Below are 23,580 nucleotides of genomic sequence, written 5' to 3' on the forward strand. Positions count from 1 at the left end.
GCGATATGAACGACATTCGCTCCAAACGTATCAGGCAGGCCGATATTGCCACCGCAGCCGGCGTCTCCGTCTCCACCGTGTCGCGCGTTCTCACCAACGAGCCCGGCATCAGCGAGACGATCCGCCAGCATATCTTCAAGGTTGCGAGCGACCTCGGCTATCCGCTGAAAACGGCAGCCGAGACGACATCAGGCGGCCTGGCACTGATCGCCAGCGATAGCGTCACGGGCGGCTTGAGCGTCTTTTACGAAGGCATTCTGGAAGGCCTGCGCGCCGGTGCCGCCGAGCGCGGCATGCGCTTCGATATCCGCCTGATCCGCGAGGCGAGAACGGAGCCGGAGGTGGTGAAGGAATATCTGCAGGCAGCCGGCGCCGAGGGCCTGTTTCTCGTCGGCATCGATCCCTCAGACGAGCTTTGCCGGTGGCTGGAGACGAGCGGTACGCCCGTCGTGCTCGTCAACGGCACCGATCCGAAGCTGCGCTTCGACGGCGTTTCGCCCTCGAACTTCTTCGGCGCCTATAGTGCAACCCGGCGCCTCATCGACGCCGGCCACCGCCGCATCCTGCATCTGACCGGCTCGCATCGCCAGACCATCCGCGAACGCATCCGCGGCTTCGAAGCTGCTATCGCTTCCATGGAAGGCGCCGAGGGCCGGCTTGTGCCGATGACGTTCGCCGGCAGCTCCAGCCAGGAAGCACATGATAAGACCGCTGCGATCCTCGCTGAAAAAGGCGGCTTTACCGCCGCCTTCTGCATGAACGATTTCATCGCCGTCGGCGTGCTCGATGCCGTTGTCGAAGCCGGCCTGCGGGTGCCTGAGGATTTCGCTATCGTCGGCTTCGACGATCTGCCCTGCGCCCTGATGACCAATCCCCGGCTGGCGACCATGCGCGTCGACCGCGCGGCCCTGGGGCGTGAAGCCATAGGCCTGATGATCGCCCGCTTCCGCGACCGCGACGCGCCGGCCCGTCACATCTGCCACGGCGTCCAGCCCATCGCCGGCGGCACGCTGCCACCCGAAACCTGAAGCTCAATCCCGCCGCGGAAACGATCGAGAAAGCCGAACCGATGATCTATGACCCCGCCAGCTCCAATCCGCTCGCCGGCAACCCGTTGAAGACCCTCCCGGACATGCGCCGCGCGCTGACCGACCTGTTCGATCCGCTGCTGCCCTATTTTTCCGAAGGCAATGCCCGCGTTCACATCGATGCCGCCGGGGCGCATTTCGACCGTGCGGCAGCCGATCTCGAAGGTTTCGCCCGCCCGCTCTGGGGCCTTGCGCCGCTCGGCGCCGGCGGCAGCGAGTTTCATCATTGGGATCGCTATGCCGAAGGTCTCGCCAATGGCGTCGATCCGAGGCATCCGGAATATTGGGGCACGGTCAACGGCCGCGATCAGCGCATGGTCGAGCTTGCCGCGCTCGGCTTCGCGCTCGCCCTCGTGCCCGAAAAGATCTGGGAACCGCTCGACCAGCGTGCGCGCGACAACCTGATCGCCTATCTCAAACATGCGCGCACCTTCGACTACGCCGACAACAACTGGAAATTCTTCCGCATCTTCGTGGATATCGCGCTCGACCGGCTCGGCGCCTCCTTCGACCGCAGCCTGACGGAAAGCTACCTGAACGAACTCGACGGTTTCTACATCGGCGATGGCTGGTATCGTGATGGCGATGTCCGGCGCATCGATCACTACATTCCCTTCGCGATGCATTTCTACGGGCTGATCTATTCCAAGCTCGTCAATGACGCCCGTGCCGAGCGCTATCGCGAGCGCGCCGTCCTTTTCGCCAGGGATTTCCGTCATTGGTTCGCGCCCGATGGCGCTACCATCCCCTTCGGCCGCAGCCTGACCTATCGCTTCGCCTGCGCCGGCTTCTGGTCGGGGCTTGCCTTTGCCGATGTCGAGGCGCTGCCATGGGGCGAAATCAAGGGCCTGTGCCTCAGGCACCTGCGCTGGTGGGCCGACAAGCCGATCGCCAATCGCGACGGCACCCTGCCGATCGGCTACGCCTATCCCAACCTGCTGATGTCGGAGAACTACAATTCCGCCGGCTCTCCCTATTGGGCCTTCAAGGCCTTCCTGCCCTTGGCGCTGCCCGAAACGCATCCATTCTGGACAGCCGAAGAAAAGCCGCTGGAAAATGAGCCGGCTATCGTCCCGCAGAAACATCCCGGCATGGTCCTGATGCGCAGCGGGGCCGACGTCGTCGCGCTGTCCTCCGGCCAGGAAAACCAGCAGATGCGTTTCGGCGCGGAGAAATATTCGAAATTCGCCTATTCCGCCCGCTACGGCTTCAGCGTCGAAAGCGACGAGCGCATCTTTGCCGGCGGCGCCTTCGACAGCATGCTCGCCTTCAGCGAGGACGGGCTGCACTACCGCGTGCGCGAAACCAACGAGGAGGCCAAGCTTGCCGGCGATACGCTCTACGCCAAATGGTCCCCCTACGCGGACGTGACGGTGGAGACATGGCTCGTACCGGCGGCGCCCTGGCATATCCGCCTGCACCGGATCAGAACCCCCAGACCATTGCAGACGGCCGAAGGCGGCTTCGCCATCGCACGGCGCGATTTCGAAGCCGACAAGCTCTCGTCCGCCATGAGCGCCGCCTATGCGATCGGCGAGGAGGATTTCAGCGGCATTCTCGATCTCGGCTCGACGATCGAGCGTGAGGGCGTGGCACAAAAAGCGCCGCCGAACACCAACCTGATCGTCTCGAAGACCCTGGTGCCGCAGCTGCGTGGTGGTATTCCCGCGGGCGAGACCATTCTCGTCTCCGCCGTGCTTGCGGAGAAAAATCCATCCGCCGTCGACCATGCTTGGACAAGGCCGCCCGCCCGGCCCGATATCGATGCCCTGCGCGCCCTCGTCCGTGACAAGGGCGTCACCGTCAGCGCCATCGAGGCGCCCGGTCGGCTGCCATGACGCAATCTGTTTCCGGCCGCCCGGCCATCGCCTTTGCCATGCAGCCGTCGCGCACACGGCATGTTCTGCCGGAGGCGCTGATCCGGCGCCTCGATACCATCGGCCATGTGCTCGACCGCGCGCCGATGCTGCGTTTCGATGACGATCGCGCCGGTAAGCTCCTTGCCGAAACCGAAATCCTGGTCACGGGCTGGGGCTCGCCGAGGATCGACGCCGCCGCGTTGGCGCTGGCGCCGCATCTGAAACTGGTGGTCCATGCCGCCGGCACGGTGAAAGGCCTGCTCGGCGACAGCCTGTTCGATCGCGGCATACTGGTCAGCCATGCCGCGCAGGCCAATGCCCGGCCGGTTGCCGAATTCACGCTTGCCGCCATCGTCTTTGCCGGCAAGAAGGTCTTCCAGTTCCGCGAACGTTATGTCGCCGACCGAAACCGCAAGCGGACGATACCGATGCAGGCAGAGGCCATCGGCAATTATCACCGCACCGTCGGCATCATCGGCGCCTCGCGGATCGGCCGGCTGGTGATCGAATTGCTCGCGCCCTTCGACTACCGGATTCTACTCTATGACCCGATGGTCAGTGACTCCGAGGCCGCCAGGCTGGGTGCCGAGAAGACGGAGCTGGATACATTGATGGCATCGGCCGACATCGTCTCGCTGCACGCGCCTTCCCTGCCCGCCACACGGCACATGATCGACGCCCACCGTCTGTCGCTGATGAAGGAAGGAGCAACCTTCATCAACACGGCGCGCGGCGCGCTCGTCGATGAGGCAGCCCTCCTCGCCGTGCTGAAGACGGGTCGGATCGATGCGATCATCGACGTCACCGATCCGGAAATTCCGGAGGCGACGTCGGCCTTTTACGATCTGCCGAACGTCTTCCTGACACCGCATATTGCCGGCGCTGTCGGGCTGGAGCGCACCCGCCTTGGTGAGATGGCGGTCGACGAAGCCATCCGCTTCATCGAGGGCAAGCCGCTGCTCCATGAAATCCGCCGCGAGGACATGGCGCGCATGGCATGATGCGGCGCAGCAAATCCATGAAAACTCCCCGAAATCGCCTCATTTCGGCACAGGCGAACAACCCGTTTTTAATCATTCCGCGCTAGCAATCTCTTCAGCAAAGAGGTTCTAGTCATGCGTACCCGCGTCCTTTCCATTCTGGCCGTGATGATGCTCGGCGTGCTGGCAGGCTGTGCCACCGCGCCGTCGCGTACCCGCAACATCTGCGCGATCTTCGATCAGCGCGATGGATGGTTCAACAATTGGCAGCGGGCCGCCGACCGCACACAACGCAGATACGGCGTGCCGGTGCCGATCCTGATGGCGACGATCTACACCGAATCCGGCTTCCGACCACGCGCCCGCCCGCCGCGGCGCTATCTGCTCGGCTTCATTCCCTGGAAGCGCCCGACGACCGCCTATGGCTACTCGCAAGCACTCGACGGCACATGGGATAAGTACAAGCGTGAAACGGGCAACTGGACGGCAAGCCGCACCAACTTCTCCGACGCCATCGACTTCGTCGGCTGGTATCACTACCAGACCCACCTGCAGACGGGCATTCCGCTGAACGATTCCTACAATCTCTATCTCGCCTATTATTCAGGCGCCAAAGGCTACCTGCAGGGATCCTGGCGCGGCAACGGGACCGCCCTGGCCGGCGCCCGGCGCTTCAATGGCATGACGAGAATCTACGCGCAGCAGCTGCCGAACTGCAGCTGACCGGCAAGAAGTCGAGACCCATTTTCAGCGCAGCTGCAAGGCCACGGCCCCCTAAGGCCGCGGCTCAAGCAGGTTGAGGCCGCCATCCTCGCCCCAGATATCGGCGATCGACACCTGCTGGCCGGTGCGGCTGCTTTGCAGCGCGGCAATGCCGCATAGCACCGACAGCGCCCCTGCGCGCGAGCCGGCGCGCTGCTTGAGCTCATCGTTCGGGCCGGAGCGCAGCAGCATGTTGCGCAGCCGGTCGTCGCCGCCATAGTGCCCGCCGGACGAGTGCGGCACCCATATGCGCTCGACATCGCCGAAATTCTTCATGACGACGATCTCGTCGGCCGGCGGCGTCGTCCAGTTCTGCTTTTCATACTGCCTGAGTTCGATACGGCCCTTGTGGCCGTTGAAGGCAATGTGGTGCCCCTCGATCGGCATATACGTATTCAGGGAATAGGAGACGTTGACGCCGCTGCGGTAGCGGATGGAGGCGACCATCGTGTCCGGGATATCGATATCCTCGCGGAAGACACAGGCATCGCGCACATAGCCGTCGACGGTGGACGGGTCCTCATACAGGCTTTCGAGCAGCGGCGTCGCGCTGATATCGAGATAGTAGTCGCATTCGCCCTTGTAGCGACAGCTACGACAGCGCTCGCCGCGGAACGGCCCCTTGCGGCCATAATGCTTGAGATCGGCAAAGGCGGCGACCGTTTCCGGATCGGAATCCAGATACCAGTTCAACAGATCGAAATGATGCGTCGCCTTGTGAACGAAGAGGCTGCCGGAATTTTCGACGAAAGCATGCCAGCGTCGGAAGTAGTCGGCGCCGTGGCTGGTGTCGAGATACCAATGGAAGTCGACCGAGGTCACATCCCCGATGACGCCGGAATTGATCAGCTCCTTGATCTTCGCCGGCGTCGGGGCGAAGCGATAGTTGAAGGAAACGTCCAGCCGCCTGCCGGTGCGCGCCTCGGCGTTGAGAATATGCTTGATCTTGTCGACCGTCGTCGTCATCGGCTTCTCGCTGATGACATTGGCGCCGGCCTCCATCGCCTTGACGATGAGATCGTCATGGGTGGAATCGCGCGTGCAGACGATGACGAGATCCGGCTTCTCCACCCGCAGCAGTTCGTCGAAATCGGTGTAAACGGGGACGGAGGCGCCGATATACTCGAGCGCCCGCTTGGCCCGCATGGCGTTGAGATCGCACACTGCCACAAGCTCGACCTCGTCGCTCCAGCGCTCGACCAGGTCCTTGCCCCACATGGTCACGCCGCGATTGCCCGTGCCGACCAGAACATAACGTTTCTTCGATGACGACTGCATGTCTCCTCCTCCAGAGTCTGCTTTTCCTCCCCCCTCGGGGGGAAGGTGCCCAAAGGGCGGATGAGGGGGCAGCACGGCGAACTCGAGGGCAACTTACGGTGCAACGCCCCCTCAAGCCGCGCTACGCGCGACCTTCTCCCCGCCGGGGAGAAGGTGTTACGATGCCTCCATAGCCTTCCAATCCGGCTCCACGGATGAACCAAGACCGACAGCGCCTATAACCGAGCCGATCGCAAGCTGGCCGCCCTCGATCCGCAGCCGCGTACGGCCATTGCTGATGCGATAGAGATCGGAATGCGCCTGCGCGAAGGCCGCCTGCTCCGCCTCCGGCGCGCCGGCCATGCCGTCGACATAATGATGGCCGTTGCGCTCGATATGCGTCATGCCGATCAGGGAGGCGAGCGCCAGATCCTGCTGCACGGCAAGACCTCCCTGCGTCGTCAGGTCCTCCGCCGACATGAAATAGGGAACGCCGTCGTCCGCGCTCCATTTGGCAACGCGCGCGCGGTTCAAGAGCGAGCGATAGAAACCCTTGCAGGATTTCGAGGAGATGCCGGTATAGCCGAGCCCTCTCGCCGTGACGAAGGCATCGATATCGGCATCGGATTCGTCTATTTCCACCGGCCTGAAGGCCGCGAGCGCCTTCACGGGCTTCTCGAAGGCATGCGCGCGGGCAATCGGTTGCTCGACGAACAGGATCGAGGCGGCAAATCGCGCCAGCCGCGGCTCCTCCTTCACGCGGGAAAGCAGGTCTGCGACCGCCTCGTCGGACGGGAATTGCTCGTTTCCGTCAAGCGTCACCGAATAGGCGGGCACCTTGGCATCGATGACAGCGGCGACACGGCAGAGGCGATCGATATCGGCCTCGGCCACGCCCGAAACCTTGACCTTGAAAAAGGTCAGGCCATAGGCGTCGATCGCCTCCTCGAAACTCTCCGGCAAGCCGTCGTTCAGGCGCTCGGTCGCCGGAATATCGGCGGGCACGATGGCATCGACGAGGCCGACGGTATGACGGGCGGCAAGGCTTGCCGATGGCTCCAATGCCGACAGAAAGGCCGGGAGATCGAAACCCGAGAGATCGCGCGCCGTGGAGGCGTCGATGCCGGGGCGGTTCGCCCGGATCGCCTGCGCAATCGTCAACCCTTCCAGCCGGCAGAGGGCATCGAGGACGGCCCGATTGGCGAGCGCGAGACCGAAGGAAGCCACCAGCCCGTTCAGCTTTTCCGCCGCCGCCCGTGCGTGATGCGAGGCTTCGACGGCGGCATGCAGGCCGAAAGCCGTTCCCGAACCCACACTTCTCAGCGCATCGAGCGCCAGCGCCAGGGACCGCCGCAGCTGGTTTTCATTGTCGGCGTTGGAAAGCTCGGGCGACTTGTCGAACCATTTCGGCACCATCAGCTCGGCCGCCATCCCCTGAGCCGAGCGTCCCTGCGCATCCTCGATGCGCAGGCGCAGAAAAATCTGCCGCGCCTCCCGCAAGGTTGCCGCCCCGAAGCGGAACGGAAGCCGCAGCCTGACCGGACGCTCGAATGCCTCGGCCTCGACAAGCCTGATGTTCAATGGATCGGTCATTGTTTAGGCAGCTCCCGTGATGGTCAGGCAGGTCTGTTCGCATCGGCACCGGCGTCCATGCGGTTCGTTGCAGAAGCGGTTCTTCGAATCTCCAGCCACGCCACATTGCAGCCGACGCGCTTCACGATATCTCCTCCTCGCCCTGATTCCCTCCAGAATCAGGAAAAGCAAATGCCTGGTCGCCCAAGAAATGTAACCATATGGTTACAAGATCGCGCGACAACTCCATTCTTGTCAATCGTCTTTTGAAAATTTGTCGAAAGTGCCGCAGGTTGCGTGTTTCGAGGCACCCTACATCCGGATCGAGGCGAGCGTGACGGCGACAATGTGCTCGCCCCAGGCATTGAGCGCCCCCTGGCTCGTCAGCTTGCGCGCAAAAATCGTCGACAGCGTGTGCCGGTTCGACAGATAAAAGAAGCCGAGCGCGGCAATCGTCAGATAGACGGATATCGGATCGACCGCCGGCCGGAAGATGCCGGCAACCTCGCCACGGCGCAGCACCTCCGAAAGCTCGTCGATGAGATGGGAATGCATGACCGAGACCTTTTCGGAGCGGCGCAGATAATGCGCATGATGCAGGTTTTCGGTGGCAAGCAGGCTCAAAAACTCCGGATGCGCGAGGAAATGCCGCCAGGTGAACAAGGCGAGTTCCCGCATTCCCTCCTCCGGATCGCGGCTCGCCAGATCGAGTTGCTTTTCTGCATTGCGAATCGTCGCATAGGTCGCTTCCAGCACGGCGAGATACAGCCCCTCCTTGTCGCCGAAATAATGGTACAGCATCCGCTTGTTGGTCCGTGCCCGCGCGGCGATCGCATCGACCCTCGCACCGCCGAAGCCATGCGCGGCGAATTCTTCCGTCGCCGCCTCGAGGATCGTATCCTGGGTGCGTTGCGGATTGCGCGATATCTTCCCCGACCGCGCCTTGATGGCCTTGTCGGCGTCCGTTTCCGCTATATTTTCAGTCCGTTGCTTCGCCCTGACCGCCATGGATGGCCTCCTTCCCGATGGGTGTCTCCCGCGATGGACGTTGCCGATTCCGGCATGCATCGTTTGATTGTGACGCGATTGGCGCTTGACAGCAGTTGTGTTTCTATCCAACTTGTAACCAAATAGTTATATCATGCAAAGCAGTTCGTAAATCATCGGTAAACTGGGGAGGAGACCAGGATGACGTTGACGATCGACCGCCGGCAGATGCTTGCCGGTATTGCAGCGACGGTAGCTTTCAGCAGCATGGGGCTTTCCCGCGCCAAAGCCGCGACCGCGATGCGCCTTCTGTGGTGGGGGTCGAAGGAGCGTAGCGACCGTACCTTTGCAGCAGTAAAGGCCTATCAGGCCAAGAACCCGGATATCGCCATCGCCGGCGAATCCTTCGGCTGGGACAGCTACTGGACGCGCCTTGCCACACAGACCGGCGGCGGCAATGCGCCAGACCTCATCCAGATGGACTACCGCTACATCTTCGAATATGCCCGCCGCAGCGCGCTGCTCGACATGACGCCCTATCTCGGCAAGAGCCTTGCCATCGAGGATTTCGGCTCTGCGAACATCGATTCCGGCAAGGTCGACAACAAGATCTATGGCGTCAGTCTCGGCGTGAATTCGTCGATGGTGGTCGTCAATACCGCAGCCTGGGCGGAAGCCGGCGTCGAGCCGCCACATGACGGCATGACCTGGGAACAGCTCGGCGATGCCGCTGCCAAGCTGACGGCCGCCAAGAAGCGGCGCGGCTTCTATGGCACGGCCGACTCGAGCGGGCTGGAGCCCGCCTTCGAATGCTGGCTGCGCCAGCACGGCAAGGCGCTCTACACGGCCGACGGTAAGCTGGCTTTCGAGGCCAAGGATGCCGCCGACTGGTTCGATTTCTGGGGCACCCTGCGCAAGAGCGGCGCCTGCGTGCCGGCCGACATGCAGTCGCTCGACCAGCAGACCATCGAAACCAGCATGCTGGTGCAGAAAAAGGCGGCCGTCGATTACGCCCATTCCAACCAGTTCGTCGCCATCCAGGGCCTGGTGAAGGAGAAGCTCGATATCGTCTCCTATCCGACCGCCGGCGCGGACGGCAAGCCGGGCCAGTATCTGAAGCCCTCGATGCTGATGTCGGTTTCGGCCACGTCCCCGAACAAGGATGCCGCCGTCGCCTTCGTCAACTATCTGGTGGAAGACCCGGAAGGCGCCAGGACGCTCGGCGTCGAGCGCGGCGTTCCCGCCTCGCCGAAGATCCGCGATCTGCTGACGCCGGATCTCGATGCCGTCAGCAAACAGGTCGTCGACTATATCGGCCGATTGACGCCGCATGTCGGAGCATTGCCGCCGTCTCCGCCGAACGGCGCCGGCGAGAATGCGTTCCTGCTGAAGAAGATCGCCGAGGAAGTGGCTTTCGGCAAAACCAGCGCGCAGGACGCTGGCGCGAAGTTCACCGAACAGGCAGCAGCAAACATTACGCGAGGCTGATACCGTGGGTACAAACAGCAAGAGCGTTGCCGGCGGCATGGCCGTCGGTACGCGAGCGCCGTTGCGCGTGGAAACCGTCTATAAGGCGCCGAGTGCATTCGCGCGCAACGCGCCCGGCTATCTCTTCCTTCTGCCGTGGTTCATCGGCTTCTTCGGGCTGACCCTCGGGCCGGCGATCGCCTCGCTCTATCTGTCCTTCACCGACTACAATCTGCTCCAGTCGCCGAACCTTGTCGGGCTGGACAACTATGTGCGGATCGCGACGGCGGACGATAAATTCCTGTCGTCGATGAAGGTCACGCTGTTCTACGTCGTCTGCTCCGTGCCGCTGAAGCTCGCCTTCGCGCTTCTGGTGGCGCTGCTGCTCAACCGCGGCATCCGCGGCCTGCCGGTCTATCGCGCCATCTTCTACCTGCCGTCGCTGCTCGGCTCCAGCGTCGCGATCGCGGTGCTGTGGCGGCAGATCTTCGATGCCGACGGCATCGTCAATACGCTGCTCTGGTACGCCTTCGGCATCAACGGCCCGAGCTGGATCTCCAATCCGGACTATTCGCTCTATACGCTCGTGATCCTCGCCATCTGGCAGTTCGGATCGCCGATGATCATCTTCCTCGCCGGGCTCAGGCAGATCCCGACGGATCTTTACGAAGCCGCCAACCTCGACGGCGCTTCCAAGACCCGGATCTTCTTCAAGATCACCCTGCCGCTTCTGACGCCGGTAATCTTCTTCAACGCCGTGGTCCAGACCATCGACGCCTTCAAGGCTTTCACGCCGGCCTATGTGATTTCCTCCGGCACCGGCGGCCCGATCGATTCGACGCTGTTCTACACGCTCTATCTTTATCAGGAAGCCTTCGGCTACTTCCGCATGGGCTATGCCGCCGCGCTCGCCTGGGTTCTGGTGATCATTATCGCCATATTCACCACCTTCTCCTTCCTCTCCGCTCGTTATTGGGTCCACTACGATGACTGACGCGAAGCTCACCCATTTTGCCGAGGACATGAAGCCGCCGCGCGAGCGCCCGTGGTTCCTCTCCGTCCTCATCCACGTCGCCCTCGTCGCCGCTTCGATCGTGATGCTCTATCCGCTGCTGTGGATGCTCTCCGGTTCGATCAAGGACCAGAACGAGATCTTCGGCACGGCATCGCTGATCCCGTCGCAATTCGATTTCAGCGCCTATGCCCGCGGCTGGTTTGGCGGCCAGGTCACCTTCGGAACCTTCGTCTGGAATTCGGCTATCATCGCCGTGCTTTCGGTCATCGGCAATGTCATGTCCTGCTCACTTGCCGCCTACGCCTTCGCGCGACTTAATTTCTGGGGCAAGAATTTCTGGTTCGCACTGATGCTCGGCACGCTGATGTTGCCCTATCACGTCACGCTGATTCCCCAGTACATCCTCTTCCTCAAGCTTGGCTGGGTGAAGACGATGCTGCCGCTCGTCGTGCCGAAATTCCTCGCGGTCGACGCCTTCTTCATCTTCCTGATGGTGCAGTTCTTCCGCGGCATCCCGCGCGAACTGGACGAGGCCGCCATGATGGATGGCTGCAGCCCGTGGCGCATCTATTGGCGCATCATGCTGCCTTTGTCGCTGCCGGTCATGGCGACGGCCGCCATCTTCTCCTTCATCTGGACCTGGGACGATTTCTTCGGGCCGCTGATCTACCTCTCGGACATCAACACCTACACCGTGCAGCTCGGCCTGCGTTCCTTCGTGGACTCCACCGGAAGCTCCGACTGGAGCAGCCTGTTCGCCATGTCGAGCCTGTCGCTGATCCCGGTCTTCCTGATCTTCCTGTTCTTCCAGAGGCTGCTGATCGACGGCATCGCCACGGCAGGCCTCAAACGCTGATATGAACCATGCAGCCCCGAACACCCAAGGTTCGGGACCGCATTTCAGAAACCCATTGAAAGGAATGTCGCATGAGCGCGCTGCGCTTTGCCGCCATCGGCCTCAATCACGATCACATTTACGGCCAGGTCAACGTCATGCTGCGCGCCGGCGCCGAACTCGTCGCCTTCCACGCTATCGAGGATGACCTCGCCACCGTCTTCGCCGGGCGCTTTCCACAGGCGAAACGCGTTGCCGACAAGAGGGCAATCCTCGAGGATCGCTCGATTGATCTCATCGTCAGCGCCGCCATTTCCAGCGAACGGTCGGGTCTTGCCATCGAGGCCATGCGCCACGGCAAGGACGTGATGCTCGACAAGCCCGGCATGGTGACGCTGGATCAGCTCGCCGACGTGCGCAGAGTGCAGGCCGAGACCAGGCGCATCCTTTCCATTCTTTATTCCGAACATTTCGAGACGGCATCGACCGTCAAGGCCGGCGAGCTGGTGAAGGCCGGCGCCATCGGCAAGGTCATCCACACGACGGGCCTCGGTCCGCACCGGCTGCGCAAGCCGACCCGGCCGGACTGGTTCTTCGACCGCAAGCGCTATGGCGGCATCATCACCGACATCGCCTCGCATCAATGCGAGCAATTCCTGTTCTTCGCAGATTCACTTGAAGCCGAAGTGCTGTCGGCGACCGTCTCCAACCGCGCCAATCCCGACACCCCCGGCCTGCAGGACTATGGCGATTTCCACCTGCGCACGCCCGACGTGACGGGCTATGTCCGCGTCGACTGGTTCACGCCGGACGGTCTTTCGACCTGGGGCGACGGCCGCCTCTTTATCGTCGGCACCGAAGGCACGATCGAGCTGCGCAAATATATCGACGTCGCCGGCCGGCCCGGCACCGATCACCTCTTCCTCACCGACCGCAAGGGCATGCAGCATATCGACTGCACCGGCCTCGACTTGCCCTATGGTCGCCAGCTTGCCGCCGACATAAGAGACCGCACCGAAACGGCGATGGGCCAGGAGCATTGCTTCAAGGCCATGGAACTGGCGCTGAAGGCGCAGGCGCTTGCCGAGGCAACATCGCTCAACAGCATTCAGAGGTAATTGCGCTATGTCCGACATCAAGAAAGTCGCGATCATCGGCCTCGGCATCGGCCGTTCACACATCGTCGAAGGCTATCTGCCTTACTCTGATCGCTATGAAGTCGCCGTTCTCTGCGATCTTAACGAGGAACGTCTGAACGCGGTCGGCGATGAATTCGGCATCAAGAAGCGCGTCAAGGATTTCTCCGAAGTCGTGAACATGCCCGAAATCGACATCATCGACATCTGCACGCCGCCCGGCTCGCATTTTCAGCTCATCATGCAGGCGCTTTCAGCCGGCAAGCATGTGGTCTGCGAGAAGCCTCTTGTGGGATCGCTCGCCGATATCGATGCCGTGATCGCCGCCGAGAAGACGGCCAAGGGCCGGCTGATGCCGATCTTCCAATATCGCTACGGCGACGGCATCCAGAAGGCCAAGCGCATCATCGACGCCGGCATCGCCGGCAAGCCCTATGTCGCGACGTCGGAAACGCATTGGGTGCGCGGCGCCGATTATTATGCGGTTCCCTGGCGCGGCAAATGGGAGACCGAGCTCGGCGGCGTGCTGATGACGCACTCCATTCACCTGCACGACATGCTGACCTATCTGATGGGCCCGATCGCGGGCCTCTTCGGCCGTGTCGCCACTCGCGTCAACGATATAGAGGTGGAGGATTGCGCCAGTGCCAGCCTGCTGATGGAAAACGGCGCGCTCGCCACCATCAGCGCCACGCTCGGCTCGCAGGAGCAGATCAGCCGCCTGCGGCTCTGCTTCGAAAACGTGTTGATCGAGAGTAACCACGAGCCCTACAGCCCCGGCCAGGACCCCTGGAAGATCATCCCCGCCAATGAGGAAATCGGCGCGAAGATCGATGCGCTCCTCTCCGGCTGGACGCCGATCCCAATCCGCTTCAACACGCAGATGAAGCTGTTCCACGAAGCCTTGGTGTCGAATGGGCCGCTGCCGGTGACGACAGCCGACGCCCGCCAGGCGCTGGAACTCGTCACCGCGTTCTACGAATCATCGGAAACACGCGCCGAAGTCCGCTTTCCTGTCGGGCCGGAAAGCGCAAAGTACAAGAGCTGGAGGCCGGCATGAACGTTGCCCCGCGAGCCATCAGGACGAACAAGGAGGAAGCACCCATGGCGACAAGCGTCTCGCTGCAGAAGGTCATCAAGCGCTATGGCGAGCTTCAGGTGGTTCACGGGATCGATCTGGAAATCGAGCCGGGGGAATTTACCGTCTTCGTCGGCCCCTCCGGCTGCGGCAAGTCCACGCTCCTGCGCATGATCGCCGGTCTGGAGCCGATTTCCGGCGGCGGCCTCTATCTCGACGGCAGCCGCATGAACGATGTCCCCGCCTCCAAGCGCGGCATCGCCATGGTGTTCCAGTCCTATGCGCTCTACCCGCATATGACCGTTTACAAGAATCTCGCCTTCGGCCTCGAGACCGCCGGCATGAAGAAGCAGGACATCCAGCCGCGCGTCGAAAAGGCGGCCGAGGTGCTGCAGATCAAGCAGCTGCTGCAACGCAAGCCGAAACAGCTTTCCGGCGGTCAGCGTCAGCGCGTCGCCATCGGCCGCGCCATCGTCCGCGAACCCAACATCTTCCTGTTCGACGAGCCGCTCTCGAACCTCGACGCGGAACTGCGCGTGCAGATGCGCGTCGAGATCGCCCGCCTGCACCAGCGCCTCGGCAACACCATGATCTACGTGACCCACGACCAGACCGAGGCCATGACCATGGCCGACAAGATCGTCGTGCTCAACGGCGGCAAGATCGAGCAGGTCGGCGCGCCGCTCGACCTCTACAACAAGCCGAAGAACAAGTTCGTCGCCGGCTTCATCGGCTCGCCAAAAATGAATTTTCTCGATGCGAAGATCGTGGCGTCGGACGATGGCTCCGCCGTCATCGACCTGCACGGCCAGACGGTGCGCCTGCCACGCCGGCTCGGCGGCCTCCAGCCCGGAGAAGCCGTGACGCTCGGCGCGCGCCCGGAGCACCTGAATGTCGGCGATCGGGGCGTGGCGCTCGGCAGCGCGCATGTCGATCTGGTCGAGCATCTGGGCGGCCAGACGATCCTCTATGCGACGCTGCACGGCGGTCAGACGCTGACGGTCGCATTGGAAGATCAGCAGGCCATCCGCGCCGGCGAGACGGTTGATATCCGCATCGATCCGGAGCGCTGCCACTTGTTCGGTCCGGATGGTGTGACGTTGTAGTTGGGGCTGGCGGTGATTTTGGGGGTTATCTCGCTCCTGGCGGGCGAGATAAGTCTTCACACCTCGACGATCCGCCGGCTGCCTATCGTGTGGATCTGGCCGGACGGGATGACATCGGCCGGAACGCCCGGCCGCCGATGCAGGGGAATTCGCCGGCTGCTGCCCGGCGCGAGATGGAACCAGTCATCCTCCGCCCGATAGGATTCCAGATCGATCTGCACCGATTGCGCCAGCCGATCGCTGCTCAGCTCCAGATACCAATCCTCGCCTTCCCGAAGGACCGATGCGGTGATCTCGGCATCATGGAACGCCCTGGTTCGTCCAAGCGGGAAGTAAAAGGCCTGGGCGACTACCGCGCCGGTTGCCGCCGCCGTCAGCCGCGCCACCGTGACATCATGCGACGGCGGGCCGAAGCGGAAGGCGTAGGTCGTGTCGAAGAAGGCGCCGAAAAGATCGGTGCAGGCGATCTTCTGCTTGCCGCGCGCTTCGACCACGAGGTCGCGACCGCCGCCCACCACGATCTGGCGGCCGTCGCGCAGGCAGGAGACCTCGACCGTCAGGTCGAGCGCCGCATCGCTCTCGTTGATGACATGCACGTCGAGGCCGTTGGTGCCCTCGTCCAATAGCAGCACCTGCACCGGCCGAAAGGCCCGGCGCAATGCATACCAGACCGGCTTAGGCTCCCCGGTCGAGTCAATGACGCCCCAGCCGGCGCCGGGAAGCAGGTCCTGCAGCGTCCAGACGAGCGCGCCGCCGCAACCGGAACCGTGGCGCCGCCATTCGGCATAGGTCTCCTCGGCCACTTCGCCGGTCACGGCCCGCGAGAGATTGAGATAGAGATCGGGATCCTCCCGCCGCAACCGGTTGGGCTCGAAGCCGTAGAGCTCCTGAAGATAGTGGTCGCGCACATCCTCGAAATCCCAGGATGCGCCGCGATCCCGTGGCACGCGCTCTTTCCATAGCGGGCTATGAACGGCGGGGACCGGCAGGTATTGGCCGAGCGTGCGCGCTTGCGGCACATGCGCGAAAGCCAGGCTCTCGGCGGCAAAGCGGACATCGGCACGGCGCGCATCGGCAAGCGGCCGCATGTAGGCGCCGACGCCATAATAATGCGTGACGCCGGCGTTCGGCGAAAACGGCATGGCGCCGCCGGAGGGCGAATTGACCACATAGGGCACGTCGGGCCGAAGCGATTGCACCACCGGCGGGATGATCTCCTCGACGATCGGGCTTGACCAGAAGCGCTCGGGCAGGCCCATCATCGCCGCCTGCTGGTGGATCTCGCTGCCGCCGCAAAGGACGGCCAGGGAAGGCGACAGGCGCGTGCGGCCCAGAAGCTGGGAAACCTCCGCCTCGACATGGGCATTGAAGGCTTTGTCGTTCTTCGGATAGTCGAAGTTGGCGAACATGAAATCCTGCCAGACAAGCAGGCCGAGTTCGTCGCAAAGGCGGAAGAATTCCGGCGTCTCATAGGCCATGGTGCCGCCGATGCGGACCATGTTCATGCCGGCGTCGGCCGCCAGCCGCAGCCAGCCTTGGTAATCCTCCCGGCCGCCGGGCAGGCGCACGATGTCGGCCGTTGTCCAGACCGCACCACGGCAGAAAACCCGCTCGTCGTTGACGATCAGGGCAAAACCCTGCCCATCGCTGCCGCGGTCGATCGACAGTCGGCGAAAGCCCGTTTTCCCGAGCGCATGTTCGATGCCGTCAACGACGAGCGCGACGTCATGGAGGTGCGGCTCGCCATGCGTATGCGGCCACCAGGGCTCGACACCGGGAATTTTCAGGATGGCGGTATAGCGGCCGGGACTATCCCGTTCGAAGGCCTGCTCGACATCGCCGCACCGCAGTACCAGCGCATCGACATCGCCCTCGATCGAAAGCGAGGCATAGAGCCTGCCCTCGCCGTTTTCGAGCAGATCCGGCCGCAAGGAAAGATCACGAACAACCGGCGCACTTGGCCGCAGAAGCGAAATCGGCCGCCACGGGCCGACGGCCTGAACCTCCGGGCACCAACCGGGCATATGGCCGAGCAGCGTCGTGCGTACCGTCCGCAGGCCCTGCGGCGTGATCATCTGCGGCCGCCAGCGGGCGCGAGGACCATGTTCGGAAAGCCTTGGTTCCAACGCGCGGAAACAGAGCGCCAGCTCGTCGCCGCCAAGCAGGGTGACGGAGACGTCATGAGCTTCGAACATGCTTTCGGAAACGAGGATTTTCTGGCCGTTCAGGAAGACCTCGCAGAGCGTCGCCAATCCTTCCAGCCGCAGGACGGCCTCGCCGGCCTCCGCATCCACCAGACGGCAGATGTACCAGGCATCGCTGTCATGAAGGGGATGAGGCCTGGTCCGGTCGAAACGCCCGGCCCTTTCCAGGGCTTCCGCCACCGTGCCGGGCACGGGCGCCGGGAGGAAGCCCGACGTCAGCGGCACGTCGGAAGGCGCGATGCAGGTGCCGGCCTCCGTCAATACCAGATTCCAACCTTCGCTCAGCCGCATTCCATCGCCGAGATCAGCCAAGCGCCCGCCCATGAGATTTTCCGGGGATGTCCCCGCCCCAATATTGTCAGAAATGACCCAGCCGTATCGCAATCGAACGGAAGCCGGTCAAAGCTTCCGCTCGAGCTCAGCCATCATGGAATCCCATGCATCGGCGGCCGGATCAAGCGCCGTGCGCAACGGCTCGAATTTCTTGCGCGTGATGGCGCGGGCAAGCTGGAACTGCACCGATTTCGCCGTCTCGGAAATCCGTCGTGCTTCCGCCGCTGCTTCGGACAAATCCGACGTCAGCCAGTCGAAGTGACTGCCGGCAAGTTCGAAATTGGCGCCAAGCTGACGCAGCGTGTTGAAGGCGTATTTGTGGAAGAAGCCGAAAGGCCGTTCGGCAACCGCTTCAACCTGCGCCGGGAAGATCTCTGCAAAGGCGCGGATCGGATTGGCTCGCGGACGGCGGCGGAAATGGAAGGACAGAAGCTGCCGCGCCGTCTCGCGGATGGCGGCTTCCGCCGGTGCCTTTTCAGGGAATTTCGCAAATTCCGTGTAGGGCAGGAAGGGCAGGTCCTCGTCCGTCAGATGCAGCTGGAACAGCCCGTCGAAATCCTCGCCGGAAAGCTGGAAGAAGCCGCCGTTGTGGAAATAGTCGAGCGTGCGGCCTTCCATGTCGAGCCGGTTGATCGCCACCGTCGTCTTGCCGTGCTCGCGGCGATAGCCGACGCCTTGCGTATCCGGCATGAAGAAGGAATCCATCTCCACCAGGCAGAGCCGGCCGCGGCCGATCTGCTCGGCGACATGGTTCTGCACCTTGTCGTAGATCGCAAGCTCGGTGCAGCGGACGCCGTAGAGCGCTTCCAGATCCTCGAGCGGCACCTTGAAGAAGGTGAACTGGTCGCCCTCGAAATCCTGTGTCACCGTGAAGCCGAGCATGGCTTCCGGCGGCAGCTTCAGGGTCGAGAGCACCTCGATCCAGAGATCGATATAGCAGTTCGTCTCGGGCCACATGCGCTCGCTGTCGTGCAGCGCATGTGGCTTGTAGGCGGCGGGATCCAGTCCCTGAAACACGGCAGCCATGGAAGCGATCAGCCCCACAGCGCCTTGCGCACGCTCTCGGGCCATTCCTTGACGTCGAGACCGTGGGTGTGGAACAGCGCCAGCGCGATGCGCTCCAGGCCGAAGCCGACGCAGGCCGTGTGCACGACGCTGCCATCGGCAAAGTTCAGGCCCCATTTCGTGCCGAAGGCGTCCTGGTGGTAGTTGAAGCTCATGCAGGCGGTCGGCTTGGCGGCGGAGGTGATCGGGATCAGCAGCTCGAACTTCAGGTTCTGGTCACGCTGGTTGTTGGCGAGCATCTTGCCGGCGCGGCCGAAGAACGGGTCGTTGGCGACGTCGATGGTCACGTCGAGACCGACGGCCTTCATCATTTCGACGCCACGGTCCATCCAGCTCTGGCGGAAATCGGTCACATGCTTTTCGCTGCCCATGCAGACATATTCGCGCATGCGGAAGAGCTGCTGGCGGGCCGGGTCCTTGGAGGGCTCGTGGCGGAAGCAGTAGGACTGCAGATCGTAGAGCGCGCCGCTTTCCGGAATGGCGCCGCGCTTGGCAACCGTCGGATAGAGCGGATAGCAGGCCGCCGGCGTCAGCACGATATCGGTCGCCTGCTGGTCTTTCGTCCAGTCGTCGCCGACTTCCATGCACTTCAGCAGGCTCATGTGATCGAGCTCGTTGCCGCAGAAGCTGTGCACCGTGCCGGCGAGCTGCGGGAAGCTCTTCATGTAGCCGCTGGTTTCGAAGAAGGCGCGGTTCATGCCGGGCGGAAAGCGGATGGCTTCGGCGCCGTCGGCGCCGCCGAACTGGTCGATCAGCCGCTCGAAGGCGGCGATCACATCTTCGAACTGGCCGCTGCGGCCATAGAGACCGTCAACGCCGGTATCGATCAGCAGACCGGATTCGAAAAGGCGGTCGAGAAACGAGGTTTGCATATCCATGACGATTACCCCAACAGGCTGGTATCTTGTTTGTGGACGAGCAGCATGGTCGACGTGTTGCCGAGAATGCGGTCATTCGAGATCATCAATTGCGCCGAGTGCGCATCGCGCAGATGGCGGCCGAGGCTGTAGGGCGTACCGTTCTTGTAACCCATGATGCCGCAGATCAGCATGGCGTGGTTGATGATCGGCAGGATCATCTCGGACGAAGCGATCTTGACGTTGTTCATCGCCACGGCGAAGGCCATCGACGACAGGCGATCCGCATCGAGCTTCGCCTCTTCATAGACCTTCAGCCCTGCAACCACATTGGATTTGACCATTTGCAGCATGCTCGACGTCTCGGCCAGACGCAGCGCGCCGGGTGGCGGTGCGCCGGGAGATTTGCGGGCGGCGGCGCGCACGAAGGCTTGCGCGCGGGCAACCGCGTCGGCGGCAATACCGTACCAGACGCCGCTCCAGAGGAGGTGCGAGCTTGCCAGCATGGACTGCGCGGCAATTTCGGCAAAAGGCTTCGGCAGGATCTGCACGGCCGGGGCCTTGCCCTTGAACAGGAAGCCGTCCGAGCAGGTTCCGCGCATGCCGAGCGTATTCCACTCGACGGTGCGCTCGATCGTGTATTGATCCTTGAGGAAAACCGTCAGCACCTGATCGGAAGAGGCTGCTTCGGCGTGGCTGCGCGAGGTAATCAGGATCGCATCGGCATGAGCGCCGTAGGAGATGACGGTTGCGTCCTTTTCCAGGAAGCAGGTATCGCCTTCGACCTTGATGGCGCAGATGCTGTTGCGCAGGTTGCCGCCGATCCCGCCTTCGGTCGTCGCCGAGGCCAGCAGCAGCTGTTCCCGGGCGATGCGGCGCATGAAGTCGCGGTGCCAATCGCTGCCGGCGCCGTGCTCGACCAGGCTCGAAAGCTTGATGTGATGCATGGCGAAGACCATGGCGCTGGCCGCGCAGGTCTGGCCGAGGATCGAGCAGAGCTCGGCAATTTCAGTGATCGACGCACCCTCGCCGCCGAACTCGGCGGGGATCTGGATGGAAAGCAGCTTCTCGGCGCGCATCGCGTCGACAGCTTCGCGTGGGAACCGGCCCTCGACGTCGACGGCATCGGCGTGTTGGCTGGCGATAACGGCGACGCGCGCGGCTCGCACCGCCAGCCCGTCTCCCGAGCCAACCTCAAGCAAAGCGATGGCCGCGCTCATCATGCGACCTTTCGGTTGTCCAGGATCATGCCGACGGTCTTTTCGATCGCGGCGATGCTGGCGAAGGACTTGCGGTTCAACAGGTTATCCGGAAACTCGATGTCGAAGGCTTCCTCGATACCGAGCATCAATTGCACGGAAGCGAAGGAGGAAAGCCCGGTCGCATAGAGATCGGCATCGTTTTCGATCTGGTCGACAGCAACAGGAAGCGCACCGAACTTGGCCAGCAATTCGCGAATCGTCTTGTTCATAGTCTAGTCCCTTCTGGCAATTGTAAGCATAACCACAGTTACGCCGTCTTATCTTTCACCAAGAAGTAACAGGCAAATTAGAACATTCCGCTAAGCGACGTGGTAAATACACGCAACTTATACTTCGTAGAAAATTGCTATATTCAACATTTGTCTGATTGAAATTTACCATATGTAAGCCATCTAACCGATGGTCCGTACGATTATATTATATATATCTAATATTAAGGTGTGGCGATTTTTGGAAAGATGAGGCCTGAAAGAAGGTTAATGCGACAAAATTCGCTGCCACGTTTTATTCGAAAAGACTCATAACAATCAGAGCGTCAGTGAAACTATAAGATCGCCAGAACGGACTTTAATCTTGCGGCGGATAGATGTGCTCGCCGCCGCGATAGTCGGAAATCGAATAGCAGCCCTCGCCCTGTTCCCTTACCGAGCTGCGGCCAATGTCCGCCTTGCCATGGCCGCCGGGGATGTCGAGAATGTAGGTCGGCTGGCAAAGGCCGGAGATGCGGCCGCGCAATGCCGCAACGATGGACCGCCCCTCGGCGATCGTCAGGCGGAAATGGCTGGTGCCTGGCGCGAGGTCCGGATGGTGCAGATAGTAAGGCTTCACCCGTGTTTCGACGAAAGCCTTCATCAGCGCCGCCAGGACGTCCGGATCGTCATTGACGCCCTTCAGCAGAACCGACTGGCTGACGAGCACGATGCCGGCATCGACCAGCCGGGCGCAGGCCGCGCGCGCCTCCTCCGTCAGCTCGCGCGGATGATTGGCATGCAGCGCCACATAGATGGTCTTGCCACTCGCCTTCAACGCCGCAATCAGCGCGGCATCGACCTTCGAGGGATCGACGACGGGAACGCGCGTGTGGAAGCGGACGATCTTCACATGGCCGATATCGGCCAGCTGCCGCAGGATGTCTTCCAGACGCCGCGGCGACAGCACCAGCGGATCGCCGCCGGTCAGGATCACTTCCCAGATTTCCTTGTGGTCGCGGATATAGGCAAAGGCGCCATCCAGCGCATCGCCATCCAGCGTGCCAAGCCCCTGCGGCCCGACCATCTCGCGACGGAAGCAGAAGCGGCAATAAACGGGGCAGACATGCACCGCCTTCAGAAGCACGCGGTCCGGATAGCGATGAACGATACCTTCGACCGGGCTATGCGCGTGATCGCCGATCGGATCGGCACGCTCCTCGGGCGTGACGGTCAATTCGGCCGCATCGGGCACGAATTGCCGGGCAATGGGATCCGAGGGATCGGCAGGGTCGATCAGGCGCATGACGGATGGCGTCAGAGCGACTGCATAACGCTCCGCCACGGCTTCGAGCGCCACCGCCTGATCGGCGTCGATCAGTCCGGTGCGCTCAAGCTCGCCGATAGTCCGGATTGGGCGCATTACATTCATGCGTCATACTCCGCGACCGGCGCCCACAGCACCTGGTCTATGCGAGAGGCCCCGGTTGCCAGCATGACAAGCCGGTCGAAACCGAGCGCAATGCCGCTTGCCTCAGGCATGACGGCAAGCGCCTGCAGAAAATCCTCGTCCAGCGGATAGGTCTCGCCATAGACACGCTGCTTTTCCGCCATCTCGATTTCGAACCGTCGGCGCTGTTCCTTGGCATTGGTGAGCTCGCCGAAGGCATTGGCAAGCTCGACGCCGCAGGCATAGAGCTCGAAGCGCTCGGCAACGCGATGATCCCCGGCCGACGGCCGGGCAAGTGCTGCCTCGGAGACGGGATATTCGTCGAGAATGGTGGCGCGCCCGAAGCCGAGATTCGGCTCGACCTTCTCGACCAGCACCCGGCTGAAAAGATCGGCCCAAACGTCGTCGTCGGCAACCCGTATGCCCGCCTGGCGCATATCCGCCGCCAGACGGTCGCGATCGGTCGACCCGTCGAAACCGATGGACGCGAAGAGGTCGATGCCGGCATAGCGTTCGAAGGCCGCCGCCACGCTGATGCGCTCTGGCGGCAGGAACGGATCCGTTTCCGCGCCGCGAAAGCTGAACTTCTTCGCCCCCACCGTTTCGGCCGCAAGCGCCAGCAATGCCGCACAGTCGGCCATCAGGGCCTCATAGCTCTCTCCCGCCCGATACCATTCCAGCATGGTGAATTCTGGATGATGCAGCGGGCCGCGCTCGCGATTGCGATATACATGGGCAAAGCAGGCAATGCGCTCCTCGCCGGCTGCCAGCAGCTTCTTGCAGGCGAATTCGGGCGACGTGTGCAGATAGAGGGGAAGCACCTTGCCATCGGTCGTCAGCGCCTCGGTCTCGAAGGCGTGCAGATGCGCCTCGTTGCCCGGCGATACCTGCAGCGTCGCCGTATCGACCTCGATGAAGTCGTTCTTCGCAAAGAAGATGCGCAGCGCCGCCTGGATCGCGTTGCGGCCGATGAGGAACGGCCGCCGGTCCGCATGGACATTGCGGGTCCACCAGGGGGACGCTTTGCTCGTCGTTGGCTTCATTCCTAGCTTTCTTCGGGGCGCAGGCCGCGTTGGGGG

Annotated in this window: 20 protein-coding genes; 10 read left to right on the top strand and 10 right to left on the bottom strand. The window is 62.6% G+C overall.

Annotation, left to right across the window (positions count from 1 at the left end; all coding sequences use genetic code 11):
* The first annotated feature begins 5 nt into the window (after positions 1-5).
* The 4 genes from ACQZ6J_RS15360 (at position 6) to ACQZ6J_RS15375 (ending at position 4,650) form a co-directional block, all read left to right on the top strand.
* Positions 6-1,028: a LacI family DNA-binding transcriptional regulator gene (locus ACQZ6J_RS15360; RefSeq protein ID WP_449084676.1), complete on the top strand. Its 1,023-nt coding sequence runs from the start codon at positions 6-8 to the stop codon at positions 1,026-1,028.
* Between the two features lie 41 nt (positions 1,029-1,069).
* Positions 1,070-2,926: a DUF2264 domain-containing protein gene (locus ACQZ6J_RS15365; RefSeq protein WP_449084677.1), complete on the top strand. Its 1,857-nt coding sequence runs from the start codon at positions 1,070-1,072 to the stop codon at positions 2,924-2,926.
* A complete protein-coding gene (locus ACQZ6J_RS15370) occupies positions 2,923-3,948 on the top strand; it encodes a hydroxyacid dehydrogenase (protein ID WP_449084678.1) in 1,026 nt (341 codons plus the stop codon). Before ACQZ6J_RS15365 ends, ACQZ6J_RS15370 begins: the two co-directional genes overlap by 4 nt.
* 114 nt (positions 3,949-4,062) lie before the next feature.
* Positions 4,063-4,650, top strand: coding sequence for a transglycosylase SLT domain-containing protein (locus ACQZ6J_RS15375; RefSeq protein WP_163987203.1), 588 nt, complete (start codon positions 4,063-4,065; stop codon positions 4,648-4,650).
* 51 nt (positions 4,651-4,701) lie between these two features.
* On the opposite strand, the gene ACQZ6J_RS15380 is transcribed toward ACQZ6J_RS15375, so the two are convergent.
* The 3 genes from ACQZ6J_RS15380 to ACQZ6J_RS15390 form a co-directional block, all read right to left on the bottom strand.
* Positions 4,702-5,967, bottom strand: coding sequence for a Gfo/Idh/MocA family protein (locus ACQZ6J_RS15380; protein ID WP_449084679.1), 1,266 nt, complete (start codon positions 5,965-5,967; stop codon positions 4,702-4,704).
* A gap of 156 nt (positions 5,968-6,123) precedes the next feature.
* Positions 6,124-7,539: a mandelate racemase gene (locus ACQZ6J_RS15385; RefSeq protein ID WP_449084680.1), complete on the bottom strand. Its 1,416-nt coding sequence runs from the start codon at positions 7,537-7,539 to the stop codon at positions 6,124-6,126.
* 291 nt (positions 7,540-7,830) lie between these two features.
* Positions 7,831-8,526 (bottom strand): TetR/AcrR family transcriptional regulator, encoded by a 696-nt coding sequence (locus tag ACQZ6J_RS15390; protein WP_449084681.1) that lies wholly within the window; start codon positions 8,524-8,526, stop codon positions 7,831-7,833.
* Positions 8,527-8,706: 180 nt separating this feature from the next.
* Between ACQZ6J_RS15390 and ACQZ6J_RS15395 the strand changes: the two genes are divergently transcribed.
* From ACQZ6J_RS15395 to ACQZ6J_RS15420, 6 genes are all read left to right on the top strand, one after another.
* Complete coding sequence (locus tag ACQZ6J_RS15395) at positions 8,707-9,993, top strand: ABC transporter substrate-binding protein (RefSeq protein WP_449084682.1); 1,287 nt, start codon at positions 8,707-8,709, stop codon at positions 9,991-9,993.
* Positions 9,994-10,030: 37 nt separating this feature from the next.
* Positions 10,031-10,966: a carbohydrate ABC transporter permease gene (locus ACQZ6J_RS15400; RefSeq protein WP_204326590.1), complete on the top strand. Its 936-nt coding sequence runs from the start codon at positions 10,031-10,033 to the stop codon at positions 10,964-10,966.
* Positions 10,959-11,843: a carbohydrate ABC transporter permease gene (locus tag ACQZ6J_RS15405; RefSeq protein ID WP_449084683.1), complete on the top strand. Its 885-nt coding sequence runs from the start codon at positions 10,959-10,961 to the stop codon at positions 11,841-11,843. The genes ACQZ6J_RS15400 and ACQZ6J_RS15405 overlap by 8 nt, the downstream gene beginning before the upstream one ends.
* 71 nt (positions 11,844-11,914) lie before the next feature.
* On the top strand, positions 11,915-12,940 hold the full coding sequence (locus ACQZ6J_RS15410) for a Gfo/Idh/MocA family protein (protein WP_449084684.1): 1,026 nt from the start codon (positions 11,915-11,917) through the stop codon (positions 12,938-12,940).
* A 7-nt stretch (positions 12,941-12,947) separates the two neighbouring features.
* Complete coding sequence (locus tag ACQZ6J_RS15415) at positions 12,948-14,018, top strand: Gfo/Idh/MocA family protein (protein WP_449084685.1); 1,071 nt, start codon at positions 12,948-12,950, stop codon at positions 14,016-14,018.
* Positions 14,019-14,062: 44 nt separating this feature from the next.
* Positions 14,063-15,142 carry an ABC transporter ATP-binding protein gene (locus tag ACQZ6J_RS15420; protein WP_449084715.1) on the top strand — a complete coding sequence of 360 codons (1,080 nt, stop codon included), beginning with the start codon at positions 14,063-14,065 and terminating at the stop codon, positions 15,140-15,142.
* A 56-nt stretch (positions 15,143-15,198) separates the two neighbouring features.
* Here ACQZ6J_RS15420 and ACQZ6J_RS15425 read toward each other — a convergent pair whose 3' ends face one another.
* The 7 genes from ACQZ6J_RS15425 to epmA form a co-directional block, all read right to left on the bottom strand.
* Entirely contained in the window at positions 15,199-17,670 is a 2,472-nt protein-coding gene (locus tag ACQZ6J_RS15425; protein ID WP_449084686.1) for a glycoside hydrolase family 2 protein, read from the bottom strand.
* 75 nt (positions 17,671-17,745) lie between these two features.
* Positions 17,746-18,705: a DUF1839 family protein gene (locus ACQZ6J_RS15430; protein ID WP_449084687.1), complete on the bottom strand. Its 960-nt coding sequence runs from the start codon at positions 18,703-18,705 to the stop codon at positions 17,746-17,748.
* Positions 18,706-18,713: 8 nt separating this feature from the next.
* Positions 18,714-19,622, bottom strand: coding sequence for an amino acid--[acyl-carrier-protein] ligase (locus tag ACQZ6J_RS15435; protein WP_449084688.1), 909 nt, complete (start codon positions 19,620-19,622; stop codon positions 18,714-18,716).
* Between the two features lie 5 nt (positions 19,623-19,627).
* Positions 19,628-20,821, bottom strand: coding sequence for an acyl-CoA dehydrogenase family protein (locus ACQZ6J_RS15440; RefSeq protein WP_449084716.1), 1,194 nt, complete (start codon positions 20,819-20,821; stop codon positions 19,628-19,630).
* Positions 20,821-21,072: an acyl carrier protein gene (locus ACQZ6J_RS15445; RefSeq protein WP_163987216.1), complete on the bottom strand. Its 252-nt coding sequence runs from the start codon at positions 21,070-21,072 to the stop codon at positions 20,821-20,823. Before ACQZ6J_RS15445 ends, ACQZ6J_RS15440 begins: the two co-directional genes overlap by 1 nt.
* A gap of 358 nt (positions 21,073-21,430) precedes the next feature.
* Positions 21,431-22,483, bottom strand: a complete 1,053-nt coding sequence (locus tag ACQZ6J_RS15450; RefSeq protein WP_163987217.1) for a lysine-2,3-aminomutase-like protein — start codon at positions 22,481-22,483, stop codon at positions 21,431-21,433.
* A complete protein-coding gene (gene epmA, locus ACQZ6J_RS15455) occupies positions 22,480-23,544 on the bottom strand; it encodes an EF-P lysine aminoacylase EpmA (protein ID WP_163987218.1) in 1,065 nt (354 codons plus the stop codon). The genes ACQZ6J_RS15450 and epmA overlap by 4 nt, the downstream gene beginning before the upstream one ends.
* Positions 23,545-23,580 lie beyond the last annotated feature (36 nt).

Source organism: Rhizobium sp. A37_96, assembly GCF_053521765.1.

Excerpts from the sequence above, each read along its gene's own strand:
- epmA (WP_163987218.1), bottom strand. The coding sequence starts at position 23,544 with ATGAAGCCAACGACGAGCAAAGCGTCCCCCTGGTGGACCCGCAATGTC.
- ACQZ6J_RS15425 (WP_449084686.1), bottom strand. The coding sequence starts at position 17,670 with ATGGGCGGGCGCTTGGCTGATCTCGGCGATGGAATGCGGCTGAGCGAA.
- ACQZ6J_RS15415 (WP_449084685.1), top strand. The coding sequence starts at position 12,948 with ATGTCCGACATCAAGAAAGTCGCGATCATCGGCCTCGGCATCGGCCGT.
- ACQZ6J_RS15375 (WP_163987203.1), top strand. The coding sequence starts at position 4,063 with ATGCGTACCCGCGTCCTTTCCATTCTGGCCGTGATGATGCTCGGCGTG.
- ACQZ6J_RS15395 (WP_449084682.1), top strand. The coding sequence starts at position 8,707 with ATGACGTTGACGATCGACCGCCGGCAGATGCTTGCCGGTATTGCAGCG.
- ACQZ6J_RS15390 (WP_449084681.1), bottom strand. The coding sequence starts at position 8,526 with ATGGCGGTCAGGGCGAAGCAACGGACTGAAAATATAGCGGAAACGGAC.
- ACQZ6J_RS15420 (WP_449084715.1), top strand. The coding sequence starts at position 14,063 with ATGGCGACAAGCGTCTCGCTGCAGAAGGTCATCAAGCGCTATGGCGAG.
- ACQZ6J_RS15440 (WP_449084716.1), bottom strand. The coding sequence starts at position 20,821 with ATGAGCGCGGCCATCGCTTTGCTTGAGGTTGGCTCGGGAGACGGGCTG.
- ACQZ6J_RS15410 (WP_449084684.1), top strand. The coding sequence starts at position 11,915 with ATGAGCGCGCTGCGCTTTGCCGCCATCGGCCTCAATCACGATCACATT.
- ACQZ6J_RS15370 (WP_449084678.1), top strand. The coding sequence starts at position 2,923 with ATGACGCAATCTGTTTCCGGCCGCCCGGCCATCGCCTTTGCCATGCAG.
- ACQZ6J_RS15360 (WP_449084676.1), top strand. The coding sequence starts at position 6 with ATGAACGACATTCGCTCCAAACGTATCAGGCAGGCCGATATTGCCACC.
- ACQZ6J_RS15435 (WP_449084688.1), bottom strand. The coding sequence starts at position 19,622 with ATGGATATGCAAACCTCGTTTCTCGACCGCCTTTTCGAATCCGGTCTG.
- ACQZ6J_RS15430 (WP_449084687.1), bottom strand. The coding sequence starts at position 18,705 with ATGGCTGCCGTGTTTCAGGGACTGGATCCCGCCGCCTACAAGCCACAT.
- ACQZ6J_RS15400 (WP_204326590.1), top strand. The coding sequence starts at position 10,031 with ATGGCCGTCGGTACGCGAGCGCCGTTGCGCGTGGAAACCGTCTATAAG.
- ACQZ6J_RS15380 (WP_449084679.1), bottom strand. The coding sequence starts at position 5,967 with ATGCAGTCGTCATCGAAGAAACGTTATGTTCTGGTCGGCACGGGCAAT.
- ACQZ6J_RS15365 (WP_449084677.1), top strand. The coding sequence starts at position 1,070 with ATGATCTATGACCCCGCCAGCTCCAATCCGCTCGCCGGCAACCCGTTG.
- ACQZ6J_RS15445 (WP_163987216.1), bottom strand. The coding sequence starts at position 21,072 with ATGAACAAGACGATTCGCGAATTGCTGGCCAAGTTCGGTGCGCTTCCT.
- ACQZ6J_RS15385 (WP_449084680.1), bottom strand. The coding sequence starts at position 7,539 with ATGACCGATCCATTGAACATCAGGCTTGTCGAGGCCGAGGCATTCGAG.
- ACQZ6J_RS15405 (WP_449084683.1), top strand. The coding sequence starts at position 10,959 with ATGACTGACGCGAAGCTCACCCATTTTGCCGAGGACATGAAGCCGCCG.
- ACQZ6J_RS15450 (WP_163987217.1), bottom strand. The coding sequence starts at position 22,483 with ATGAATGTAATGCGCCCAATCCGGACTATCGGCGAGCTTGAGCGCACC.